At 71.8% G+C, this 19265-nt stretch carries 19 protein-coding genes; 13 read left to right on the top strand and 6 right to left on the bottom strand.

Going from position 1 to position 19265, the window contains the following annotated elements; translation table 11 throughout:
* Window positions 1–299: 299 nt before the first annotated feature.
* Both AB0M97_RS05200 and AB0M97_RS05205 read right to left on the bottom strand, forming a co-directional pair.
* Window positions 300–596: an MTH1187 family thiamine-binding protein gene (locus tag AB0M97_RS05200; RefSeq protein ID WP_365959368.1), complete on the bottom strand. Its 297-nt coding sequence runs from the start codon at window positions 594–596 to the stop codon at window positions 300–302.
* Entirely contained in the window at window positions 593–943 is a 351-nt protein-coding gene (locus tag AB0M97_RS05205; protein ID WP_365959650.1) for a DUF3817 domain-containing protein, read from the bottom strand. Before AB0M97_RS05205 ends, AB0M97_RS05200 begins: the two co-directional genes overlap by 4 nt.
* Window positions 944–1151: 208 nt before the next feature.
* Here AB0M97_RS05205 and AB0M97_RS05210 point away from each other — a divergent pair, with 208 nt between their 5' ends.
* From AB0M97_RS05210 to AB0M97_RS05225, 4 genes are all read left to right on the top strand, one after another.
* Window positions 1152–1784 (top strand): AIM24 family protein, encoded by a 633-nt coding sequence (locus AB0M97_RS05210; protein WP_365959651.1) that lies wholly within the window; start codon window positions 1152–1154, stop codon window positions 1782–1784.
* A gap of 1 nt (window position 1785) precedes the next feature.
* Window positions 1786–2436 (top strand): AIM24 family protein, encoded by a 651-nt coding sequence (locus tag AB0M97_RS05215; RefSeq protein ID WP_365959369.1) that lies wholly within the window; start codon window positions 1786–1788, stop codon window positions 2434–2436.
* Window positions 2437–2438: 2 nt separating this feature from the next.
* Window positions 2439–3230, top strand: coding sequence for an AIM24 family protein (locus AB0M97_RS05220; protein WP_365959370.1), 792 nt, complete (start codon window positions 2439–2441; stop codon window positions 3228–3230).
* A gap of 95 nt (window positions 3231–3325) precedes the next feature.
* Window positions 3326–3802: a MarR family transcriptional regulator gene (locus AB0M97_RS05225; RefSeq protein WP_365959371.1), complete on the top strand. Its 477-nt coding sequence runs from the start codon at window positions 3326–3328 to the stop codon at window positions 3800–3802.
* A gap of 173 nt (window positions 3803–3975) precedes the next feature.
* Here the strand turns inward: AB0M97_RS05225 and meaB are convergent, their stop codons facing one another.
* Entirely contained in the window at window positions 3976–4932 is a 957-nt protein-coding gene (gene meaB, locus AB0M97_RS05230) for a methylmalonyl Co-A mutase-associated GTPase MeaB (RefSeq protein ID WP_365959652.1), read from the bottom strand.
* Between the two features lie 74 nt (window positions 4933–5006).
* On the bottom strand, window positions 5007–6215 hold the full coding sequence (locus AB0M97_RS05235) for an acetyl-CoA C-acetyltransferase (RefSeq protein WP_365959372.1): 1209 nt from the start codon (window positions 6213–6215) through the stop codon (window positions 5007–5009).
* A 148-nt stretch (window positions 6216–6363) separates the two neighbouring features.
* Here AB0M97_RS05235 and mce point away from each other — a divergent pair, with 148 nt between their 5' ends.
* From mce to AB0M97_RS05270, 7 genes are all read left to right on the top strand, one after another.
* Window positions 6364–6804, top strand: coding sequence for a methylmalonyl-CoA epimerase (gene mce, locus AB0M97_RS05240; protein WP_365959373.1), 441 nt, complete (start codon window positions 6364–6366; stop codon window positions 6802–6804).
* A 234-nt stretch (window positions 6805–7038) separates the two neighbouring features.
* Window positions 7039–10887, top strand: a complete 3849-nt coding sequence (gene scy / locus AB0M97_RS05245) for a polarized growth protein Scy (protein WP_365959374.1) — start codon at window positions 7039–7041, stop codon at window positions 10885–10887.
* Between the two features lie 183 nt (window positions 10888–11070).
* Window positions 11071–12006 carry a cellulose-binding protein gene (locus AB0M97_RS05250; protein WP_365959375.1) on the top strand — a complete coding sequence of 312 codons (936 nt, stop codon included), beginning with the start codon at window positions 11071–11073 and terminating at the stop codon, window positions 12004–12006.
* Window positions 12007–12101: 95 nt separating this feature from the next.
* The gene (locus tag AB0M97_RS05255; RefSeq protein WP_365959376.1) at window positions 12102–13076 is read left to right on the top strand and encodes an ATP-binding cassette domain-containing protein; all 975 of its coding nucleotides are present in this window, start codon (window positions 12102–12104) and stop codon (window positions 13074–13076) included.
* Between the two features lies 1 nt (window position 13077).
* Window positions 13078–13848: an ABC transporter permease gene (locus AB0M97_RS05260; RefSeq protein ID WP_365959377.1), complete on the top strand. Its 771-nt coding sequence runs from the start codon at window positions 13078–13080 to the stop codon at window positions 13846–13848.
* A gap of 176 nt (window positions 13849–14024) precedes the next feature.
* Window positions 14025–15269 (top strand): ABC transporter ATP-binding protein, encoded by a 1245-nt coding sequence (locus AB0M97_RS05265; RefSeq protein ID WP_365959378.1) that lies wholly within the window; start codon window positions 14025–14027, stop codon window positions 15267–15269.
* Entirely contained in the window at window positions 15266–16135 is an 870-nt protein-coding gene (locus AB0M97_RS05270) for an ABC transporter permease (protein ID WP_365959379.1), read from the top strand. Before AB0M97_RS05265 ends, AB0M97_RS05270 begins: the two co-directional genes overlap by 4 nt.
* Before the next feature lie 15 nt (window positions 16136–16150).
* Here AB0M97_RS05270 and AB0M97_RS05275 read toward each other — a convergent pair whose 3' ends face one another.
* Entirely contained in the window at window positions 16151–16489 is a 339-nt protein-coding gene (locus AB0M97_RS05275) for an ATP/GTP-binding protein (protein ID WP_365959380.1), read from the bottom strand.
* 259 nt (window positions 16490–16748) lie between these two features.
* Here AB0M97_RS05275 and AB0M97_RS05280 point away from each other — a divergent pair, with 259 nt between their 5' ends.
* Window positions 16749–17777: an LLM class flavin-dependent oxidoreductase gene (locus tag AB0M97_RS05280; RefSeq protein WP_365959381.1), complete on the top strand. Its 1029-nt coding sequence runs from the start codon at window positions 16749–16751 to the stop codon at window positions 17775–17777.
* Window positions 17778–17850: 73 nt separating this feature from the next.
* Here the strand turns inward: AB0M97_RS05280 and AB0M97_RS05285 are convergent, their stop codons facing one another.
* Window positions 17851–18243 (bottom strand): SCO5389 family protein, encoded by a 393-nt coding sequence (locus AB0M97_RS05285; RefSeq protein ID WP_279548465.1) that lies wholly within the window; start codon window positions 18241–18243, stop codon window positions 17851–17853.
* Window positions 18244–18533: 290 nt separating this feature from the next.
* On the opposite strand from AB0M97_RS05285, the gene nucS reads away from it, so the two are divergent.
* Window positions 18534–19205: an endonuclease NucS gene (gene nucS, locus AB0M97_RS05290; protein WP_365959383.1), complete on the top strand. Its 672-nt coding sequence runs from the start codon at window positions 18534–18536 to the stop codon at window positions 19203–19205.
* Window positions 19206–19265: the final 60 nt, after the last annotated feature.

Below are 19265 nucleotides of genomic sequence, written 5' to 3' on the forward strand. Positions count from 1 at the left end.
GTGACCGGCGCGGACGCGCCAACCGCTGCGGGCGGACACCCCCCGACACGGCCCCTCCTCGCCATCGGCGACTGCGGCCCGGTGGCCCCCTCCGCACATACGCGCTTCCGTACGCGAGCGGCTGCGGCCCGGTGACCCCTTCCGCGCGTGGGCGGCTGCGGCCCGTGCCGCCCATGCGCGCGGGGCGGCGGCTTGCGGTCACGTTCGCGGGCGCGCGCCTCGCGCGGGAAGGCGGGCGACGGGCGGCCACGCCCTCGGCCCGCAGGGACAACCACCGCGCCCCACGACCGCGCCGCGGGTCATTCCGCCGTCAGATGCCGCTCCACCGTCTCCACCTTCGACGTCAGCCCGTCCACCACCCCGGGCCGGACATCCGCCTTCAGGACGAGAGACACCCGCGGCGCCCGCCGCTCGACCGCCTCGACGGCCCGCTTCACGACGTCCATCACCTCGTCCCACTCCCCCTCCACGGACGTGAACATCGCATCCGTACGGTTCGGCAGCCCGGACTCCCGCACGACCCGCACCGCGTCGGCGACGTACTCCCCCACGTCCTCACCGACCCCCAGCGGCGTCACGGAAAACGCGACGATCATGCGCCGACCACACCTTCCGTGCGCGCCCGGGAGGCGATCACCGCGTCCTCGGCCTCCCGCCGCAGCCGCCGGTCGGCGAAGAACCCGCCGGTCGGGAGCACCGCCAGGGCGAAGTACAGCGCGGCGTCCGACAGCGCCCACTTGGCCCGGTTCCACGCGTCCGCCCAGAAGATCACGTACAGGATGAAGAGGACGCCGTGGATCGCGCCCATGACCGGCACCGCGTTGAAGTCGGTGGTCCGCTTCAGCACGGAGCAGACGAGCAGCAGCAGGAACGAGATCGCCTCGGGCGTCGACACCAGGCGCAGGCGGCGCAGGGCGGTGGCGGTCTTGAGGTCCGTCTTGATGTCCACGGGTCGGTTCACCTTCGGTGGGAGAGACGTCGGACGGTTTGTGAATGAACGCACAAGCGTCCGCTCCATTGTGGCAAACCGCCGCGGGTGGTTCGGGAGGGGGTCCAGCCCTGGGCCGGACCGGCGGCCCCCTAGGGGTGCGTTTCCTTCTGCCGCATCTGTCCCCGGGGGAACCCGTCGGGCTACCGTCACCGACGTGGCGATGTTCCGACTTCAGAGCAGCAAGGTGCTCGCCGTCGACATGACCGGGGACGCCGTGAGGGCGAAGAACGGCTCGATGGTCGCGTACGACGGGCAGATGGCCTTCAAGAAGCTGAGCGGCGGCGGCGAGGGCGTACGGGGGATGGTGGCCCGGCGGCTCACCGGCGAGCAGATGACGGTGATGGAGGTGAAGGGGCAGGGGACCTGCTGGTTCGCCGACAGTGCCGCCGAGATCAACCTCGTCGGCCTCCGGGGCGACAAGCTGTACGTGGAGGCGGGCAACCTGCTGGCGACGGACGCCGGGCTGCGCACCGGGACGACGTTCACCGGGCTGCGCGGCGCCTCGCAGGGCAACGGGCTGTTCACCACGACCGTCGAGGGCCACGGGCAGGCGGCGATCACGTCGATGGGGACGGCGGTCGTGCTGCGCGTCAGCCCGCAGTACCCGCTCACGGTGGACCCCGGCGCGTACGTGGCGCACCAGGGGGACCTCCGGCAGACCTTCCAGTCCGGTGTGACGTTCCGCACGTTCCTCGGAGAGGGTGGCGGTGAGGCCTTCCAGATCCGGTTCGAGGGAGACGGCCTGGTGTACGTGCAGCCGAGCGAGCGGGCCACGATCGCGGGGGAGGTCTGACATGGCCTTCCGGGAGATCAACCCGAAGATGGTCGAGGTGACCGTACGGCCCGGCGCCCGGGTGTTCAGCCAGCGCGGGGCGATACTCGCGTACCAGGGCGAGGTGTCGTTCACGCCCAACCTGACCGGCGGCCGGGGCGGCGTCATGTCGATGATCGGCCGCCGCGTGGCCGACGAGGACACCCCGCTGATGACCGTCGAGGGCCACGGCACCGTGCTGTTCGGGCACGGCGGCCACCACGTCCACGTGATCAACCTCGCCGGCGACACCCTGTACGTCGAGGCCGACCGCCTCCTCGCCTTCGAGGGCACCCTGGAGCAGGGCACGGTGTTCCTGGGGTCGCAGGGCGGCGTGATGGGCATGGTGCGCGGCCAGGTCAGCGGGCAGGGGCTGTTCACGACGTCGCTGCGCGGGCACGGCTCGGTGGCCGTGATGGCGCACGGCGGTGTCATCGAGATCCCCATCACCCCGCAGCGCCCGGTGCACGTCGACCCGCAGGCCTACGTGGCCCACCACGGCGACGTGCGCAACAAGCTGTCGACCGCGCTGGGCTGGCGGGACATGGTGGGCCGCGGCTCCGGCGAGGCGTTCCAGCTGGAGCTCAGCGGCAGCGGTGCGGTGTTCGTCCAGGCCTCGGAGGAGAAGCTGTGAGCATGTACGGGGCCGCGGGCGGCCCGACCGTGTTCGACCCGGCGACGCTGCCCAGCGACGGCAACGTCGACCACTACACCTTCTGCGTGGAGCTCACGGGGAGCCAGTGGTTCCTGCAGAAGGGCAAGATGATCGCCTACTACGGGACCATCGACTTCAACGGGATCGGGCACGGCCGCCTGGAGCGCCTGGTGCGCACGTCGTTCCATTCGCCTTTGCACGCGAGCGACTGGGTGGTGGCCGAGGGCTCGGGCAAGATGCTCCTCGCCGACCGGGCCTTCGACGTCAATTCCTACGACCTCGAGGACGGCAACCTGACCATTCGCTCGGGCAACCTGCTCGCTTTTCAGCCAAGTCTCGCCCTCAAGCAGTCGATCGTCCCGGGCTTTCTGACCCTGATCGGAACCGGCACGTTCGTGGCGGCGTCAAACGGTCCGGTGGTGTTCATGGAACCTCCGATCCGGGTGGACCCTCAGGCGCTCGTGGGGTGGGCCGACTGCCCGTCGCCCTGCCACCACTACGACCACGGGTACATGACGGGGCTCATGGGCGGCCTACGTGCGCTGACGGGCGTCGGCGGGGCCTCCGGGGAGGAGCACCAGTTCGAGTTCGTGGGGGCGGGGACGGTGTTGCTGCAGTCGAGCGAGACCCTGATGGCCGAGCAGGCGACGGGGGCGGTTCTGCACGGGGCGGGCGTGCCCGGCGGCGGCGCGACCGGCCCGCGGGGGCAGCAGTCCGGGGCACCGCGCCTTCCCGGACAGCTCGGGGACCTCCAGCGTCGCTTCGGGCTGTGAGCGGTAATCTGCGGAGTGTGACATCGAACGCGTGCCCACCGTCACCCGGAACCCCTCACTAGTACGCCTTTCAACCTTTTAGGTAGACTTCATACATGGAGACCGAGACGGCCATCCGCTGGCTGACCGATGCCGAGCAGTGCGCATGGCGCACCCACCTGGAGGTCAACAGGCTGTTGACGTACCAGCTGGAGAAGGACCTGCAGCCGTTCGGCCTGACACTGAACGACTACGAGATCCTGGTCAATCTGTCCGAGTCGGAGGATCTGCGGATGCGGATGAGCGACCTCGCGTCCGCCACCCTCCAGTCCAAGAGCCGCCTCTCGCACCAGATCACGCGGATGGAGAACGCGAACCTGGTCCGGCGCGAGAACTGCGAGTCCGACCGCCGCGGGCTGTACGCGGTGCTCACGGAGCACGGCATGGAGACGATGAAGAAGGTCGCGCCGCACCACGTGGCGTCCGTGCGCAGGCACTTCATCGACCTGCTGTCCCCCGAGGCCCTGGCCGAGCTCGACAAGGGCCTCAAGCCCATCGCGGAACACCTGCGCGGACAGCGCGGCCGCAACTGACGGCCCCGCCGCCGGCCGCCCACGAGGCGGGCCCTGTGCGCGGGGCGGGCGGAGTTCCCACCGGACTCCGCCTGCCGGCGCCTCACCGACCGTGAGCGCGCGCCCGCGACGGCGGCGAGACCACCACTGCCGCGGCCCTCACGACGGGCCGCGGGCACCACGACGGGCCGGACTCAGCCCTCCGTCAGCCCCGCCACCAGTTCGTCCGCCGCCCGGTACGGGTCCAGGTCACCCGCCACGATGCGCTCCGCGAGGGCGCTCAGGCGGCGGTCCCCGTGCAGGTCGCCGATGCGTTCCCGCAGGGCCGTCACCGCGATCGTCTCGACCTCGCGGGACGCGCGGGACAGCCGGCGTTCCGCCAGGACGCCCCGTTCCTCCATCCAGGCGCGGTGCTTCTCCAGGGTTTCGACCACCTCGTCCACGCCCTCGGCGCGCGCGGCGACCGTCTTGACGATCGGGGGGCGCCAGTCGCCGGGGCCCCGGGACTCGCCGAGACCGAGCATGTGGTTCAGTTCGCGGGCGGTGGCGTCGGCGCCGTCACGGTCGGCCTTGTTGACGACGTAGACGTCGCCGATCTCCAGGATGCCCGCCTTGGCCGCCTGGATGCCGTCCCCCATGCCGGGGGCGAGCAGCACCACCGACGTGTCGGCCTGGGAGGCGATCTCCACCTCGGACTGGCCGACGCCGACGGTCTCCACCAGGATCACGTCGCAGCCCGCCGCGTCGAGGACGCGGATGGCCTGCGGGGCGGCCCAGGCGAGGCCGCCGAGGTGGCCGCGGGTGGCCATCGACCGGATGTAGACACCCGGGTCGGAGGCGTGCTCCGACATGCGGACGCGGTCGCCGAGCAGGGCGCCCCCGGAGAACGGCGACGACGGGTCGACGGCCAGGACGCCGACCCGCCTGCCCTGCTTGCGGTACGCCGTCACGAGCGCCGAGGTGGACGTCGACTTCCCGACACCGGGCGAGCCGGTGAGGCCGACGACGTACGCGTTGCCCGTGAGCGGCGCCAGGGCGGCCATGACCTCGCGCAGTTGCGGGGACGCCCCCTCCACCAGGGAGATCAGCCTGGCCACGGCCCGCGGTCTGCCTTCCCTGGCCTGGGCCACCAGTGTGGGGACGTCCTGCATCACAGCTCCGTTCATGGTCCGTACGGGAAAACAGTGCGGCCGGTGTCGGCCCTGGCGCCGGGTGCCGGCCGGCCTCAGCCCTTGGGTACCCGGACGATCAGCGCGTCACCCTGACCGCCGCCGCCGCACAGCGCCGCCGCGCCGACGCCGCCGCCGCGCCGCTTCAGCTCCAGCGCCAGGTGCAGCACCAGACGGGCGCCGGACATGCCGATGGGGTGGCCGAGGGCGATGGCGCCGCCGTTCACGTTCACCTTTTCCGTTGACACCCCGAGGTCCTTCATTGACTGCACCGCGACGGCGGCGAAGGCCTCGTTGATCTCGATCAGGTCGAGGTCGGCGACGTCCAGGCCCTCCTTCTTCAGGGCGTGCGCGATCGCGTTGGACGGCTGGGACTGCAGGGAGTTGTCGGGACCGGCCACGTTGCCGTGGGCGCCGATCTCCGCGATCCACTCCAGGCCCAGCTCCTGCGCCTTGGCCTTGCTCATCACGACCACGGCCGCCGCACCGTCCGAGATCTGCGAGGAGGAACCGGCGGTGATCGTGCCGTCCTTGTCGAAGGCCGGGCGGAGCTTGGCCAGCGACTCGGCGGTGGTGTCGGCGCGGATGCCCTCGTCCTTGCTGACCAGGACCGGCTCGCCCTTGCGCTGCGGGATCTCCACCGGGGTGATCTCGGCCTCGAAGACGCCGTTCTTCTGGGCGGCGGCGGCGCGCTGGTGGGACAGGGCGGCGATCTCGTCCTGCTCGGCGCGGCCGATGCCCAGGCGCGTGTTGTGCTTCTCGGTGGACTGGCCCATCGGGATGTTCTCCCACGGGTCGGTCAGACCGTCGTGGGCCATGGCGTCGAGCATCTCGACCGCGCCGTACTTGAAGCCCTCGCGGGACTTCGGCAGCAGGTGCGGGGCGTTGCTCATGGACTCCTGGCCGCCGGCGACGACGATGTCGAACTCGCCGGCGCGGATCAGCTGGTCGGCCAGCGCGATGGCGTCGAGGCCGGAGAGGCACACCTTGTTGATGGTGAGCGCCGGGACGTTCATGGGGATGCCGGCCTTGACGGCGGCCTGACGTGCCGGGATCTGCCCTGCCCCGGCCTGGAGCACCTGCCCCATGATCACGTACTGCACCTGGTCGCCGCCGATGCCCGCACGGTCGAGGGCGGCCTTGATCGCGAAGCCGCCGAGGTCGGCCCCGGAGAAGGACTTCAGCGAGCCCAGCAGCCGTCCCATGGGCGTACGCGCGCCCGCGACGATCACCGAGCCGGTCGTACCGGAAGTTCCTGATGACATGAGCTTGCGATCCCCTTACCGGCTTGCACAGCCGAGGAGTGAACGAGGGTTTACTCGAATGTACTGAGCGGTATGCCGCCCGTCATCGGGCTGTCGGTGTGATCGCGCGCACGTTGCGTAACCACCCCCGGAGCGGTGCACTGAATCCATGCTGACGCGAATCGACCACATCGGAATCGCCTGCTTCGACCTGGACAGGACTGTCGACTTCTACCGTGCCACGTACGGCTTCGAGGTGTTCCACACCGAGGTCAACGAGGAGCAGGGCGTGCGCGAGGCCATGCTGAAGATCAACGACACGTCCGACGGCGGGGCCTCGTACCTGCAGCTCCTGGAACCCACCCGCGAGGACTCCACGGTGGCGAAGTGGCTCGCGAAGAACGGCGAGGGCGTCCACCACATCGCCTTCGGCACGGCGGACGTCGACGCGGAGGCGGCCGGCATCAAGGACAAGGGCGTGCGCGTGCTGTACGAGGAGCCCCGGCGCGGCTCCATGGGGTCACGGATCACTTTTCTGCACCCCAAGGATTGCCACGGCGTTCTGACAGAACTGGTCACTTCCGCGCCTGTTGAGTCCCCTGAGCACTGACCCTCGTACATAGGGGCCGGTAGGGTTGGGTGCGGTCGCCGCCCAACCGGGGCGACCGCGTTCCGCCGCCTCGGCGGCGGAACCAGTCCGGGGTCCGGGTTTCGGGGGACGAGCGTCGGGGCAGCAGCCCGTGCTCCGCCGTTGATCTGACACCATTCCCCGGGGGCCCCGTTCGGCGGATGGACGGAGCTCGTTTGGAGAGACTTGCGACCAGGGGACGGATGGGACCGCGCAGTGCGGGGCTACGAGAGCCAGGAGCGAGAGCCGGCGGCTGACGTCGACCACCTCTCTCGGTTCGAGGCCGAGATGAAGCGGCTGAAGACCGAGCGGGAAAAGGCGATCCAGCACGCCGAGGACCTCGGCTACCAGGTCGAGGTGCTGCGGGCCAAGCTGCACGAGGCACGGCGCACCATCATGTCCCGGCCGGCCTACGACAGCGCCGACATCGGCTACCAGGCCGAACAGCTGCTGCGCAACGCGCAGATGCAGGCCGACCAGATCCGCGCCGACGCCGAGCGCGAGCTGAGCCAGGCCCGGGCGCAGACCCAGCGGATCCTCCAGGAGCACGCCGAGCAGGCGGCCCGTCTCCAGGCCGAGCTGCACCAGGAGGCGGTCACCCGCCGCCAGCAGCTGGACCAGGAGCTCGCCGAGCGCCGGCAGACCGTCGAGTCGCACGTCAACGAGAACGTGGCGTGGGCGGAGCAGCTGCGCGCCCGCACCGAGCAGCAGGCCCGCCGCCTGCTGGAGGAGTCCCGCGCCGAGGCCGAGCAGGCGATGGCCGCCGCCCGCGCCGAGGCCGAGCGGCTGACCGCCGAGGCCCGGCAGCGGCTGCAGGCCGAGGCCGAGTCCGCCCGCGCGGAGGCCGAGCAGTTGCTGCGCCGGGCCCGCGCGGACGCCGAGCGGCTGCTGAACGCCGCGTCCACGCAGGCGCAGGAGGCCACCGACCACGCCGAGCAGCTGCGCACGTCGACGGCCTCGGAGACGGAGACCGCGCGCCGTCAGGCCATGGAGCTGAGCCGGGCCGCCGAGCAGCGCATCGCGGAGGCCGACGCGGCGCTGCGCGAGGCGCGGGCCGAGGCGGAGAAGCTGGTCACCGAGGCCAAGGAGGCCGCGGCGAAGGCGCTGGCGAGCGCCGAGTCGGCGAACGAGACGCGCACGCGCACCGCCAAGGAGCAGGTCGCCCGGCTGGTCAGCGAGGCGACCAAGGAGGCGGAGTCCACCAGGGCGGAGGCCGAGCAGCTCGTCGCGGACGCCCGCGCGGAGGCCGAGAAGATCGTCACCGAGGCCGCCGAGAAGGCCCGCACGATCGCCGCCGAGGAGACGGCGACGCAGCTGTCCAAGGCGGCGAAGACCGCCGAGGACGTGCTGAACAAGGCGGCCCAGGACGCCAAGAAGACCACGAGGGCCGCCGCCGAGGAGGCCGAGCGGATCCGCTCGGAGGCCGAGGCCGAGGCGGACCGGCTGCGCGCCGAGGCGCACGACATCGCCGAGCAGCTCAAGGGCGCGGCGAAGGACGACACCAAGGAGTACCGCGCCAAGACGGTCGAGTTGCAGGAGGAGGCCCGCCGGCTGCGCGGCGAGGCCGAGCAGCTGCGCGCCGACGCCGTCGAGGAGGGCGAGAAGATCCGTGCCGGGGCCCGCAAGGAGGCCGTGGCGCAGATCGAGGAGGCGGCGAGGACCGCCGAGGAGCTGCTGGCCAAGGCGAAGGCCGACGCGGACGAGCTGCGGACGACGGCGCAGTCGGACAGCGAGAAGGTCCGCACGGAGGCCATCGAGCGCGCGACGACGCTGCGCCGGCAGGCCGAGGAGACGCTCCAGCGCACCCGTCAGGAGGCCGAGCGGCACCGCGAGGAGGTCGTCGAGCAGGCGGAGGCGCTGCGGGCGGAGGCGGAGCGGGCCGCGCGGGAGCTGCGGGAGGACGCCGAGCGGGCCGTGGAGGCCCGGCGCCTGGAGGCCGCCGAGGAACTGCTGCGGCTGCAGACGGAGGCCGAGGAGCGGCTCGCGTCGGCCGAGCAGGCGCTGAGCGACGCCCGCGAGGAGGCCGCCCGGGTCCGCCGCGAGGCCGTCGAGGAGACCGATCGGCTGCGCACCGAGGCCGCCGAGCGCATCCGGACGCTGCAGCAGCAGGCCGAGGCGGAGGCGGAGCGGCTGCGCACCGAGGCCGCGTCGGACGCGTCCGCGTCGCGTGCCGAGGGCGAGGCCGTCGCCGTACGGCTGCGGTCGGAGGCCGCGGCGGAGGCGGAGCGGCTGAAGTCGGAGGCGCAGGACAGCGCGGACCGGATGCGTGCCGAGGCGCAGGCGGCGGCCGAGCGGCTCGCGGCGGAGGCGTCCGAGACGCTGTCCGCGGCGCAGGAGGAGGCGGCCAGGCGCCGCCGCGAGGCCGAGGAGCTGCTCGGTTCCGCCCGCGAGGAGGCGGACCAGGAGCGGCGCCGGGCCCGCGAGCAGAGCGAGGAACTGCTGGCGTCCGCGCGCACCCGCGTGGAGGAGGCGCAGGCCGAGGCGGTGCGCCTGGTCGAGGAGGCCGACCGGCGCGCCACGGAGATGGTGGCGGCGGCCGAGCAGCACGCGCAGCAGGTGCGGGACTCCGTCGCGGGCCTGCACGAGCAGGCGCAGGAGGAGATCGCAGGCCTGCGCAGCGCCGCCGAGCACGCGGCGCAGCGCACCCGGCGGGAGGCCGAGGAGGAGGCGGACCGGGTCCGCGCCGACGCCTACGCGGAGCGGGAGCGGGCCACCGAGGACGCCAACCGGGTCCGGCGTGCGGCGCAGGACGAGGCGGAGGCCGCCAAGGCGCTGGCCGAGCGCACCATGTCGGAGGCGATGGTAGAGGCCGAGCGGCTGCGTTCGGACGCGTCGGAGCACGCCCAGCGGGCGCGTACGGAGGCGTCGGACACCATCGCGCAGGCCGACCAGGACGCGGCGCGCACCCGGGCGGACGCCCGGGAGGACGCGAACCGGATCCGGTCGGACGCGGCGACGCAGGCGGACACGCTGATCACGGAGGCGCGCAGCGAGGCGGAGCGCCTGACGACGGAGACGGCCGCCGAGGCGGAGCGGGTGCGGGCCGAGTCGGTGGCGCAGGCCGAGAAGCTGATCGCGGACGCCTCCGGGGACGCCGAGCGCATGCGGGCCGAGGCCGCGGAGGCGGTCGGTTCGGCCCAGCAGCACGCCGAGCGGCTGCGCGGCGAGGCCGAGCGGGTCAAGGCCGACGCGGAGGCGGAGGCGGAGCGGCTGGTGTCGTCGGCGCGGCAGGAGGCCGAGCGAACGCTGGACGAGGCCCGCCGGGAGTCCAACAAGCGGCGTTCGGAGGCGGCCGAGCAGGTCGACAAGCTCATCACGGAGACCGCGGCGGAGGCCGACAAGCTGCTGGGCGAGGCGCAGCAGCAGGCGCTGAAGACGACCGCGGACGCGGAGGCGCAGGCCGACACGATGGTGGGCGCGGCCCGCAAGGAGGCCGAGCGGCTCGTCGCCGAGGCGACGGTCGAGGGCAACTCCCGCGTGGAGAAGGCCCGTACGGACGCGGACGAGCTGCTGGTGGGTGCCCGCCGGGACGCGACGCAGATCCGGGAGCGGGCCGAGGAGCTGCGCGACCGCATCACGTCGGAGATCGAGGAGCTGCACGAGCGGGCCCGCCGTGAGGCCGCGGAGACGATGAAGTCGACGGGCGACCGCTGCGACGCGCTCATCAAGGCGGCCGAGGAGCAGCTGGCCAAGGCGCAGGCGAAGGCGAAGGAGATCGTCTCGGAGGCCAACACGGAGGCGGGCAAGGTCCGTATCGCCGCCGTGAAGAAGGCCGAGGGGCTGCTCAAGGAGGCCGAGCAGAAGAAGGCCGCGCTGGTCAGGGAGGCCGAGGAGCTCAAGGCCGAGGCGGTCCGCGAGGCGCGCCGCACGGTCGAGGAGGGCAAGCGCGAGCTGGACACCCTGGTGCGGCGGCGCGAGGACATCAACGCCGAGATCTCCCGGGTCCAGGACGTCCTGGAGGCGCTGGAGTCGTTCGAGGCGCCGGCCGCCGGCAAGGACAGCGCGGTCAAGGCCGGCGCGGCGGCGGGCTCGACACGATCGGGTGGCAAGTCGTCAGAGAGCTAGCGAAGGAGAGCGTTTGTGTTGTGTTCTGAGACCTTTGACCTACTCTTTGGCAAGCCGTCCGGCGGTTAGCCACCCAAATGGGGTGTCATTCTCCAGATCAATCGGGCTTCTGCTCGATGACACGCCGTTCGGACCCCTAGGATTCCCCCTATCACCTCACCGGTCTCATTCGACAGGAACCCCATGAGCGACACTTCCCCCTACGGCTTCGAGCTTGTGCGGCGTGGGTACGACCGCGCTCAGGTGGACGAACGTATCTCCAAGCTCGTCTCCGACCGTGACAGCGCTCTCGCCCGCATCACCGCTCTGGAGAAGCGCATCGAGGAGCTCCACCTCGAGACGCAGAACGCCCAGGCCCAGGTCAGCGACGCGGAGCCGTCGTACGCGGGTCTCGGTGCGCGTGTCGAGAAGATCCTCCGCCTCGCCGAGGAGGAGGCGAAGGACCTGCGCGAAGAGGCCCGGCGCGCGGCCGAGCAGCACCGTGAGCTCGCCGAGTCGGCGGCCCAGCAGGTGCGCAACGACGCCGAGGCCTACGCCGCCGAGCGCAAGTCGAAGGCCGAGGACGAGGGCGTCCGGATCGTCGAGAAGGCCCAGGGCGAGGCCGCCCAGCTCCGTTCGGACGCGCAGAAGGACGCGCAGTCCAAGCGTGAGGAGGCGGAAGCCCTCTTCGAGGAGACCCGCGCGAAGGCCGCCCAGGCCGCCGCCGACTTCGAGACGAACCTCGCCAAGCGCCGCGAGCAGTCCGAGCGCGACCTGGCGTCCCGTCAGGCCAAGGCCGAGAAGCGGCTCGCCGAGATCGAGCACCGGGCGGAGCAGCTGCGCCTGGAGGCGGAGAAGCTGCGCACCGACGCCGAGCGCCGCGCCCGTCAGACCGTGGAGACGGCGCAGCGCCAGGCCGAGGACATCGTGGCCGACGCCAACGCCAAGGCGGACCGGATCCGCTCGGAATCCGAGCGCGAGCTGGCGGCGCTCACCAACCGCCGCGACTCCATCAACGCCCAGCTGACGAACGTGCGCGAGATGCTCGCCACGCTCACCGGTGCCGCGGTCGCGGCGGCGGGCACGCCGAGCGACGAGGAGCCGGCCTCCCGCGGGGTCCCGGCGCAGCAGTCCCGGTGACGTCCGGACGCACGACGGCTGAATAGTGCTGAATAGTGCGGAGCCCTCTGCCACCGGGGTGGCAGAGGGCTCCGCCGCGTTCTAGCGTGGCCCGCATGATCGAGCTCGAGGGGCTGACGAAGCGGTACGGCGAGAAGGTGGCGGTCAACAACCTCACGTTCGCCGTGAGACCGGGTGTCGTCACGGGGTTCCTCGGCCCGAACGGCGCGGGCAAGTCGACCACGATGCGCATGATCCTCGGCTTGGACCGGCCGACCGCCGGTGACGTCCGGATCGACGGCAGGCACTACGACCGTCTGAAGGACCCGCTGACGTACATCGGGGCGCTGCTGGAGGCCAAGAGCGTGCACGGCGGGCGCAGCGCCTACCACCACCTGCTGTGGATGGCGCAGAGCAACGGCATCCCCACCCGGCGGGTGCGTGAGGTGCTGGACACGGTGGGCCTGTCGGCGGTCGCCGGGAAGAAGGCGAAGGGTTTCTCGCTCGGCATGAGCCAGCGGCTGGGCATCGCCGCCGCGCTGCTGGGCGATCCGCGGATCCTGATGTTCGACGAGCCGGTGAACGGCCTCGACCCGGAGGGCATCCACTGGATCCGCACGCTGATGAAGGCACTGGCCGCCGAGGGCCGTACGGTCTTCGTCTCCTCGCACCTGATGAGCGAGATGGCGCTGACGGCGGACCATCTGGTGGTCATCGGCCAGGGCAGGCTGCTCGCGGACACGTCCATGGCGGACTTCATCGCGCGCAACTCGCGCTCCTACGTCAGGGTCCGCACCCCGCAGCGTGAGCGGCTGCTCGACGTGCTGCACGGCGCGGGCGTCACGGTCGCGGAGGCGGGCAGCGGGGCGCTGGAGGCGGACGGTTCGACGGCCGAGCAGATCGGGGAGCTGGCGGCGCGGCACCAGATCGTGCTGCACGAGCTGAGCCCGCAGCAGGCCTCGCTGGAGGAGGCGTTCATGCGGCTGACGGCGGAGTCGGTGGAGTACCACGCGCAGACCGCGCCGGCCGTGGGGGCCGGGCAGGTGCCGCCGGGACAGGGGCAGTGGGGCGACGACCGGAGGCGGGGCTGACATGGCGGTGACCCAGGTCCTGCGCTCGGAGTGGACCAAGATCCGGTCGGTGGCGTCGACGGTGTGGACGCTGTCCGTCGCGGTCGTCGTGACCGTCGCCCTCGGCATGCTGATCGCGGCGCTGTCGAAGAACGAGTTCGACGACATGAGCGCCCGGGACAAGCTGTCCTTCGACCCGACGTTCATCAGCTTCGCCGGCATGAGCCTCGGGCAGCTCGCCATGATCGTGTTCGGGGTGCTCGTGGTGTCGAACGAGTACAGCAGCGGCATGATCCGCAGCTCGCTGGCGGCCGTGCCGCAGCGCGGCCTGTTCCTGGCGGGCAAGCTCGTGGTGGCCACGGGTCTCGCGCTGGTCGTCGGCCTCGTCACGAGCTTCGTGGCGTTCTTCCTGGGGCAGGCGATGCTCGGCGAGCACCGGGCCTCCATCGGGGACGAGGGCGTGCTGCGCGCGGTGATCGGCGGCGGGCTCTACATGACGCTGATCGCGCTGTTCTCGATGGGGGTGGCCGCGATGCTGCGCTCGCCGATGCTGTCGCTGGGCATCCTGATGCCGTTCTTCTTCCTGATCTCCAGCATCCTCGGCAACGTCTCCGCGACGAAGAAGATCGGCCGGTTCCTGCCCGACCAGGCCGGCAGCAAGGTCATGCAGGTGGTGGTGCCGGTGGACGACGACACCCCGTACGGGCCGTGGGGCGGGCTCGGGATCATGGTGCTGTGGGTGCTGGCGGCGTTGATCGGCGGTTACCTGGTGCTGAAGAAGCGCGACGCGTAGGGGTGGCGGATCACCGCGCAGGACCAGCGGGCGGCGACCGGAAAGCGACCGGTTTCGGCCGGTGTTCTGCTCGGGTTCTGCTCCGTCTTGAAGGGAACCGTCAGCGCCCGGATATCCTCCTAACCCTTACGGGGGCGTGTGCCCTGCTGTCCTGAACCTTTCGATGGGTGCGGAGCATGATCGAAGCAGTCGGCCTGACCAAGCGCTACGGCGACAAGACCGCTGTGTACAACCTGTCCTTCCAGGTGCGGCCCGGCGCCGTCACCGGCTTCCTCGGGCCGAACGGCTCCGGCAAGTCGACCACGATGCGCATGATCCTCGGCCTGGACAACCCGACCGCGGGACATGTGACGATCGGCGGCTACCCGTACCGCAGGCTGCCCAACGCCCCCCGCCAGGTCGGCGCGCTGCTCGACGCCAAGGCCGTGCACGGCGGCCGGTCCGCCCGCAACCACCTGCTCTGCCTCGCGCAGCTGTCCGGCATTCCGGCCCGCCGCGTGGACGAGGTGCTCGGCGTGGTCGGCCTCCAGGACGTGGCGAAGAAGCGCTCCAAGGGCTTCTCGCTGGGCATGGGGCAGCGTCTCGGCATCGCCGCCGCGCTGCTCGGCGACCCGAAGGTGCTGCTGTTCGACGAGCCGGTCAACGGCCTCGACCCCGAGGGCATCCTCTGGGTGCGGAACCTGATGAAGGCGCTCGCCGCCGAGGGCCGCACGGTGTTCGTCTCCTCCCACCTGATGAGCGAGATGGCGCTGACCGCCGACCACCTCATCGTCATCGGGCGCGGCCAGCTGCTCGCCGACATGAGCGTGACCGACTTCATCTCCGCGAACTCCGCCGACTTCGCGCGGGTACGGACCCCGGACACCGAGCCGCAGCTGCGCGAGAAGCTGGCGTCGGCGCTGGCCGAGGCGGGCGCGGGCGTGCTGTCCGAGCCGGACGGCGCGCTGCGCGTGACGGGACTGCCGCTGCCGCGCATCAGCGACATCGCGCACGAGTCGGACGTACGGCTGTGGGAGCTGTCGCCGCACCGGGCCTCGCTGGAGGAGGCGTACATGCGGATGACGCAGGGCGCCGTGGACTACCGGTCGACCATCGACCAGCGCGAGGGCCTCCAGCAGCCGCTGCCGCCGGGCGTCCAGCCCTCGATGCCGGTGCCGGGCCAGGACCAGCCGGGCTGGTACGCCCCACCGCCCCCGCAGCAGGGCGGCGGGCCGTTCCAGGGCCAGGGCCAGGCGGGCCCGTACGGCACCCCGCCCGGCGCCGCGCCGGGAGCGGCGGGCCCGAACCCGTACGCGCAGGACGCGCCGTCGGCGCCGCAGATCCCGCAGGCGCCACCGGCGCCCGCCCAGGACTCCGCGCCCGCTCCCTCCCCGGCTCCCGCCGCAGCGACCGACCTGACCAAGCCCGAGGACGCCCGATGAGTACGCCCCAGCACCCGATGCCGCAGGCCGCGCCGCACTGGCAGGCGGCGTCCGGCTCTCCGTACCCGACCTACACCTCGCCGATCCCGGTCGTGCGCACGCACCTCGGGCACGCGATCGCCTCGGAGTGGACGAAGATCCGGTCGGTGCGGTCGACGATGTGGACGCTCGGCGTGTTCGTGCTGCTCGTGGTCGGCATCGGCCTGCTGGCCGGCGGGGTCGTCGCGAGCTCGTCCTCCGAGGGCGACCTGTCCGGCGAGAACCCGCTGTCGCTGGGCTTCTTCGGCCTGCTGCTGGGCAGCATGTGCGTGATCACGCTGGGCGTGCTGACCACGGCCTCGGAGTACGGCACCGGCATGATCCGCACGACGATGGTCGCCTGCCCGTCCCGCGGGCGGGTCCTCACGGCGAAGGCGCTGGTGTTCTTCGCGGTCGCGTTCGTCGTGTCGCTGGTGTCCGTCTCGCTCGTCGCCTTCGCGCAGGTGGCCATGTTGACCGGGGCCCGCGAGCCGTCCGGCGCGGAATGGCTGAAGGGCACGGTCGGCGTCTCGCTCTACCTCGCGCTGCTCGGCCTGCTGTCACTCGTCGTCGGTTCGGTCGTACGGCACTCGGCGGGCGCGATCACGGTCATGATCGGCGCGGTGCTCGCCCCGCTGGTGCTGGCGCTGTTCATGTTCGCGTCGTCCCTGGAGGACGTGCGCGACGCCCTGTTCGAGTACTCCATTCCGAACCAGCTCGGCGTGTTCTACGCCAACTCCCTCACGGAGTCCGGCCCGTCGGGCTGGGACCCGCTGTGGATCATCCTGGTGGTGACGGCCGTCGCGTTCGCCGGGGCCTACGCGCTGCTGGAGAAGCGGGACGTCTGACCTGGCCGCCGTCGCTCAGAAGCGCGGTGCGTTGCGGGACCGCTGCACCCGTGTGGTGCGGCGGTCCTTCGCGTTCCAGCAGGACTTGTGCCAGTGCCGGCGCTCGTCCACGCCCGAGTGCGCGGGCCACGCCACGACGTGCGGCACCCCGTCCGGGATCAACTGGTCGCAGCCGGGGCAGCGGTACGCCTTGCCCCGGGCGCTCGACCCGGCCACGTGCCGCACGCTCCACTCCTCGCCCTGCCAGTCCTCCGTGGACTGCCAGCCGCCGTAGCGGCCGGGGCGGTCGTCCTCCGCTCTCCGGCCTGGCACAGCACCATGGAGGCCCTTGGGCCGGTTGCGACGCGGGGACACGGGACACCTCTCGGGGCTGTACAGGATTTTGGCGGTGTCCAGCCTACGCGTCCCCAGGGGGGGTACGCGTAGGGCGCGATTCACCGCAAGTCCCCGCCGGAGCCGTGCAGGGCACCGCCGGAGCACCGCAGTCACGCACGTCCGGGCCGCATTCTGCAGACAATCCGGAAATCCCCTCGCCCACCCGTGTCCTCGGCACGTGTCAGACGGTTATGCCCTGTGGGCAAGCTCCGTGTCGGAGCCAGGAGGCAGGAAGAGCATGCGTGTAGGAAGTTTCGTTTTGGCGGCCCAGTTCCCGGGCCAGGGCCAGGGGGAGGCGCTGCACCGCGCGGTCCGCTCGGCCGAGGTCGCCGAGGAGGCGGGGCTCGACGCCGTCTGGCTGGCCGAGCACCACTTCGTGCCGTACGGCACCTGCCCGTCGGCGATCACCCTCGCGGCCCTCCTGCTCGGCCGCACCCGCCGCCTGAGGGTCGGCACGGCGGTGAGCGTGCTGCCCACCGTCCACCCGGTGGCGCTCGGCGAGCAGGCCGCCCTGCTGCACGTGACGAGCGGCGGCCGTTTCTCGCTGGGCGTGGGCCGCGGCGGCCCGTGGGTGGACCTGGAGGTGTTCGGCTCGGGCCTGGAGGCGTACGAGAGCGGCTTCCCCGAGTCGCTGGAGCTGCTCCTGCGGTGGCTGCGCGAGCCGCGCGTGGCGGCCGACGGCGAGCGGTTCCGGTTCCGCGAAGTCGCCGTCGTGCCCAGGCCGTCGGAGTCCCTGTCGGAGGCCGAGGGGCCGGAGGTCGTGCTCGCCTGCACCTCACCGGCGAGTGTCCGGCTGGCGGCCGAGCGGGGCCTGCCGATGCTGCTGGGCATGCACGTCGGCGACGAGGAGAAGGCCGAGATGGTCGCCCTGTGGGAGCGGCACGCGCGCTCCGCCGGCCGCCCCGAGGAGGACATCCGGGGCGCCGCCCACGTGTCGGCCGGTGTCTGCCAGATCGCCGACCGGCGCACGGACGCGGCGGAGACGCTGCTGAAGGCGATGCCGGGCTGGCTGAAGCAGGGGCTGGAGGCGCATGTCACCGTCGACGGGCGGGTCCGCCGGATGCGCGACCCGCTGGCCTACACCGAACTGCTCTGCGGGCTGCACCCGGTGGGCACCCCGCGGCTGTGCGCCGACCGGCTGGCGGCGACGAGCGAGCGGACCGGCATCTCCCGCTTCGCCCTCCTCGTGGAGGGTTCCGGGGACCTGGCGGCCACGGAGGAGAACATCCGCCGGCTGGGCACGGAGGTACTCCCCCAACTGCACTGAACGGACGGAGAGCTTGCCGCTCCGGTACAACCGCACCTCCCGTGTACGGAGCGGCAAGACGAACACTCCTGACTCAGCAGTCCCGGAACTCCGGCGACTGGTTGAGCAGCTGGCTGCGGACCGAGGTGAAGCGGGCGAGCTTCTCGTCGACGGTGGTGTCGAGCGGGAACACCGCCACCCGGTGGCAGTTCTGGAAGGCCAGGCGCACACCGAAGTGCCGCTGCAGCGCGCCGCGTATCGCGTCGCTCGCGAGCGCACGCAGCAGCTGGCCGCGCGCCTGCTCGTCCGGCGGGGGCGTCTGGTTGTCGGCGAAGTCTCCGCCGTCCACCTTCAGCTGGGCCACCAGGGAGCTGATCATCTCCCACGCATAGGGCAGGGAGGTCCGGACGCAGTCGACGAATTCAGCTTCGTCGACCTCGCCTCGCTCGGCCTTCTCGAGTAGGGCCGGTGAGACGTCGAGCGACATGGGTTCTCCTCTCGCACCCCCGAACAGCAGGGGTTGCCGGACAGTAAGGGAGCTCACGGTGTTCGAACACGCTGCGTACCCGCTTCGCGACCTCCCGTTCACTACGGTAGGCAACCGATCGTGGCCACACCAGGAGAATGGGTAGATGGGGACGTCCCGTTGGGCACACAATCAGCCACAATCGAACAGGTGGGTACCGGGAAAATAGGGGCGCCCCACGAGGCCCTCCCGTACCGCGCCGGGGTGGGCGGATCGCGTGCACCGGCACGGGTCGAGTAGCGTTGCCGACCATGCGTCTCGTCATTGCCCGCTGCTCCGTGGACTACGCCGGGCGGCTCACCGCCCACCTCCCGTCGGCCCCTCGCCTGATCCTGGTGAAAGCGGACGGCAGCGTCTCCATCCACGCAGATGACAGGGCTTACAAGCCCCTCAACTGGATGTCGCCGCCGTGCACGCTGAAGGAGGGCGGCGGTGACGACGAGGGAGTCTGGACCGTCGTCAACAAGGCGGGCGAGAAGCTCATCATCACGATGGAGGAAATCCTCCACGACTCCTCGCACGAACTGGGCGTGGACCCGGGCCTGATCAAGGACGGCGTGGAAGCACACCTCCAGGAGCTGCTCGCCGACCGCATCGAAACGCTCGGCGAGGGCTACACGCTCATCCGCCGCGAGTACCCGACGGCCATCGGCCCGGTCGACATCCTGTGCCGCGACGCCGACGGGCAGACCGTGGCGGTGGAGATCAAGCGCCGGGGCGAGATCGACGGCGTCGAGCAACTGACCCGCTACCTCGACCTGTTGAACCGCGACCCCCACCTGGCCCCGGTCCGCGGCATCTTCGCGGCCCAGGAGATCAAGCCCCAGGCCCGGGTCCTGGCCACGGACCGCGGCATCGCCTGCACGGTCCTGGACTACGACGCGCTCAGGGGCATCGAGGACGACAAACTGAAGCTGTTCTAGCCGACCTCGACTGCGGGCACGCGCGCCGCCGCAGCTGCGGGCAGTACCCCGCCAACGCCG

Source organism: Streptomyces sp. NPDC051207 (assembly GCF_040682395.1).
GTDB lineage: Bacteria > Actinomycetota > Actinomycetes > Streptomycetales > Streptomycetaceae > Streptomyces.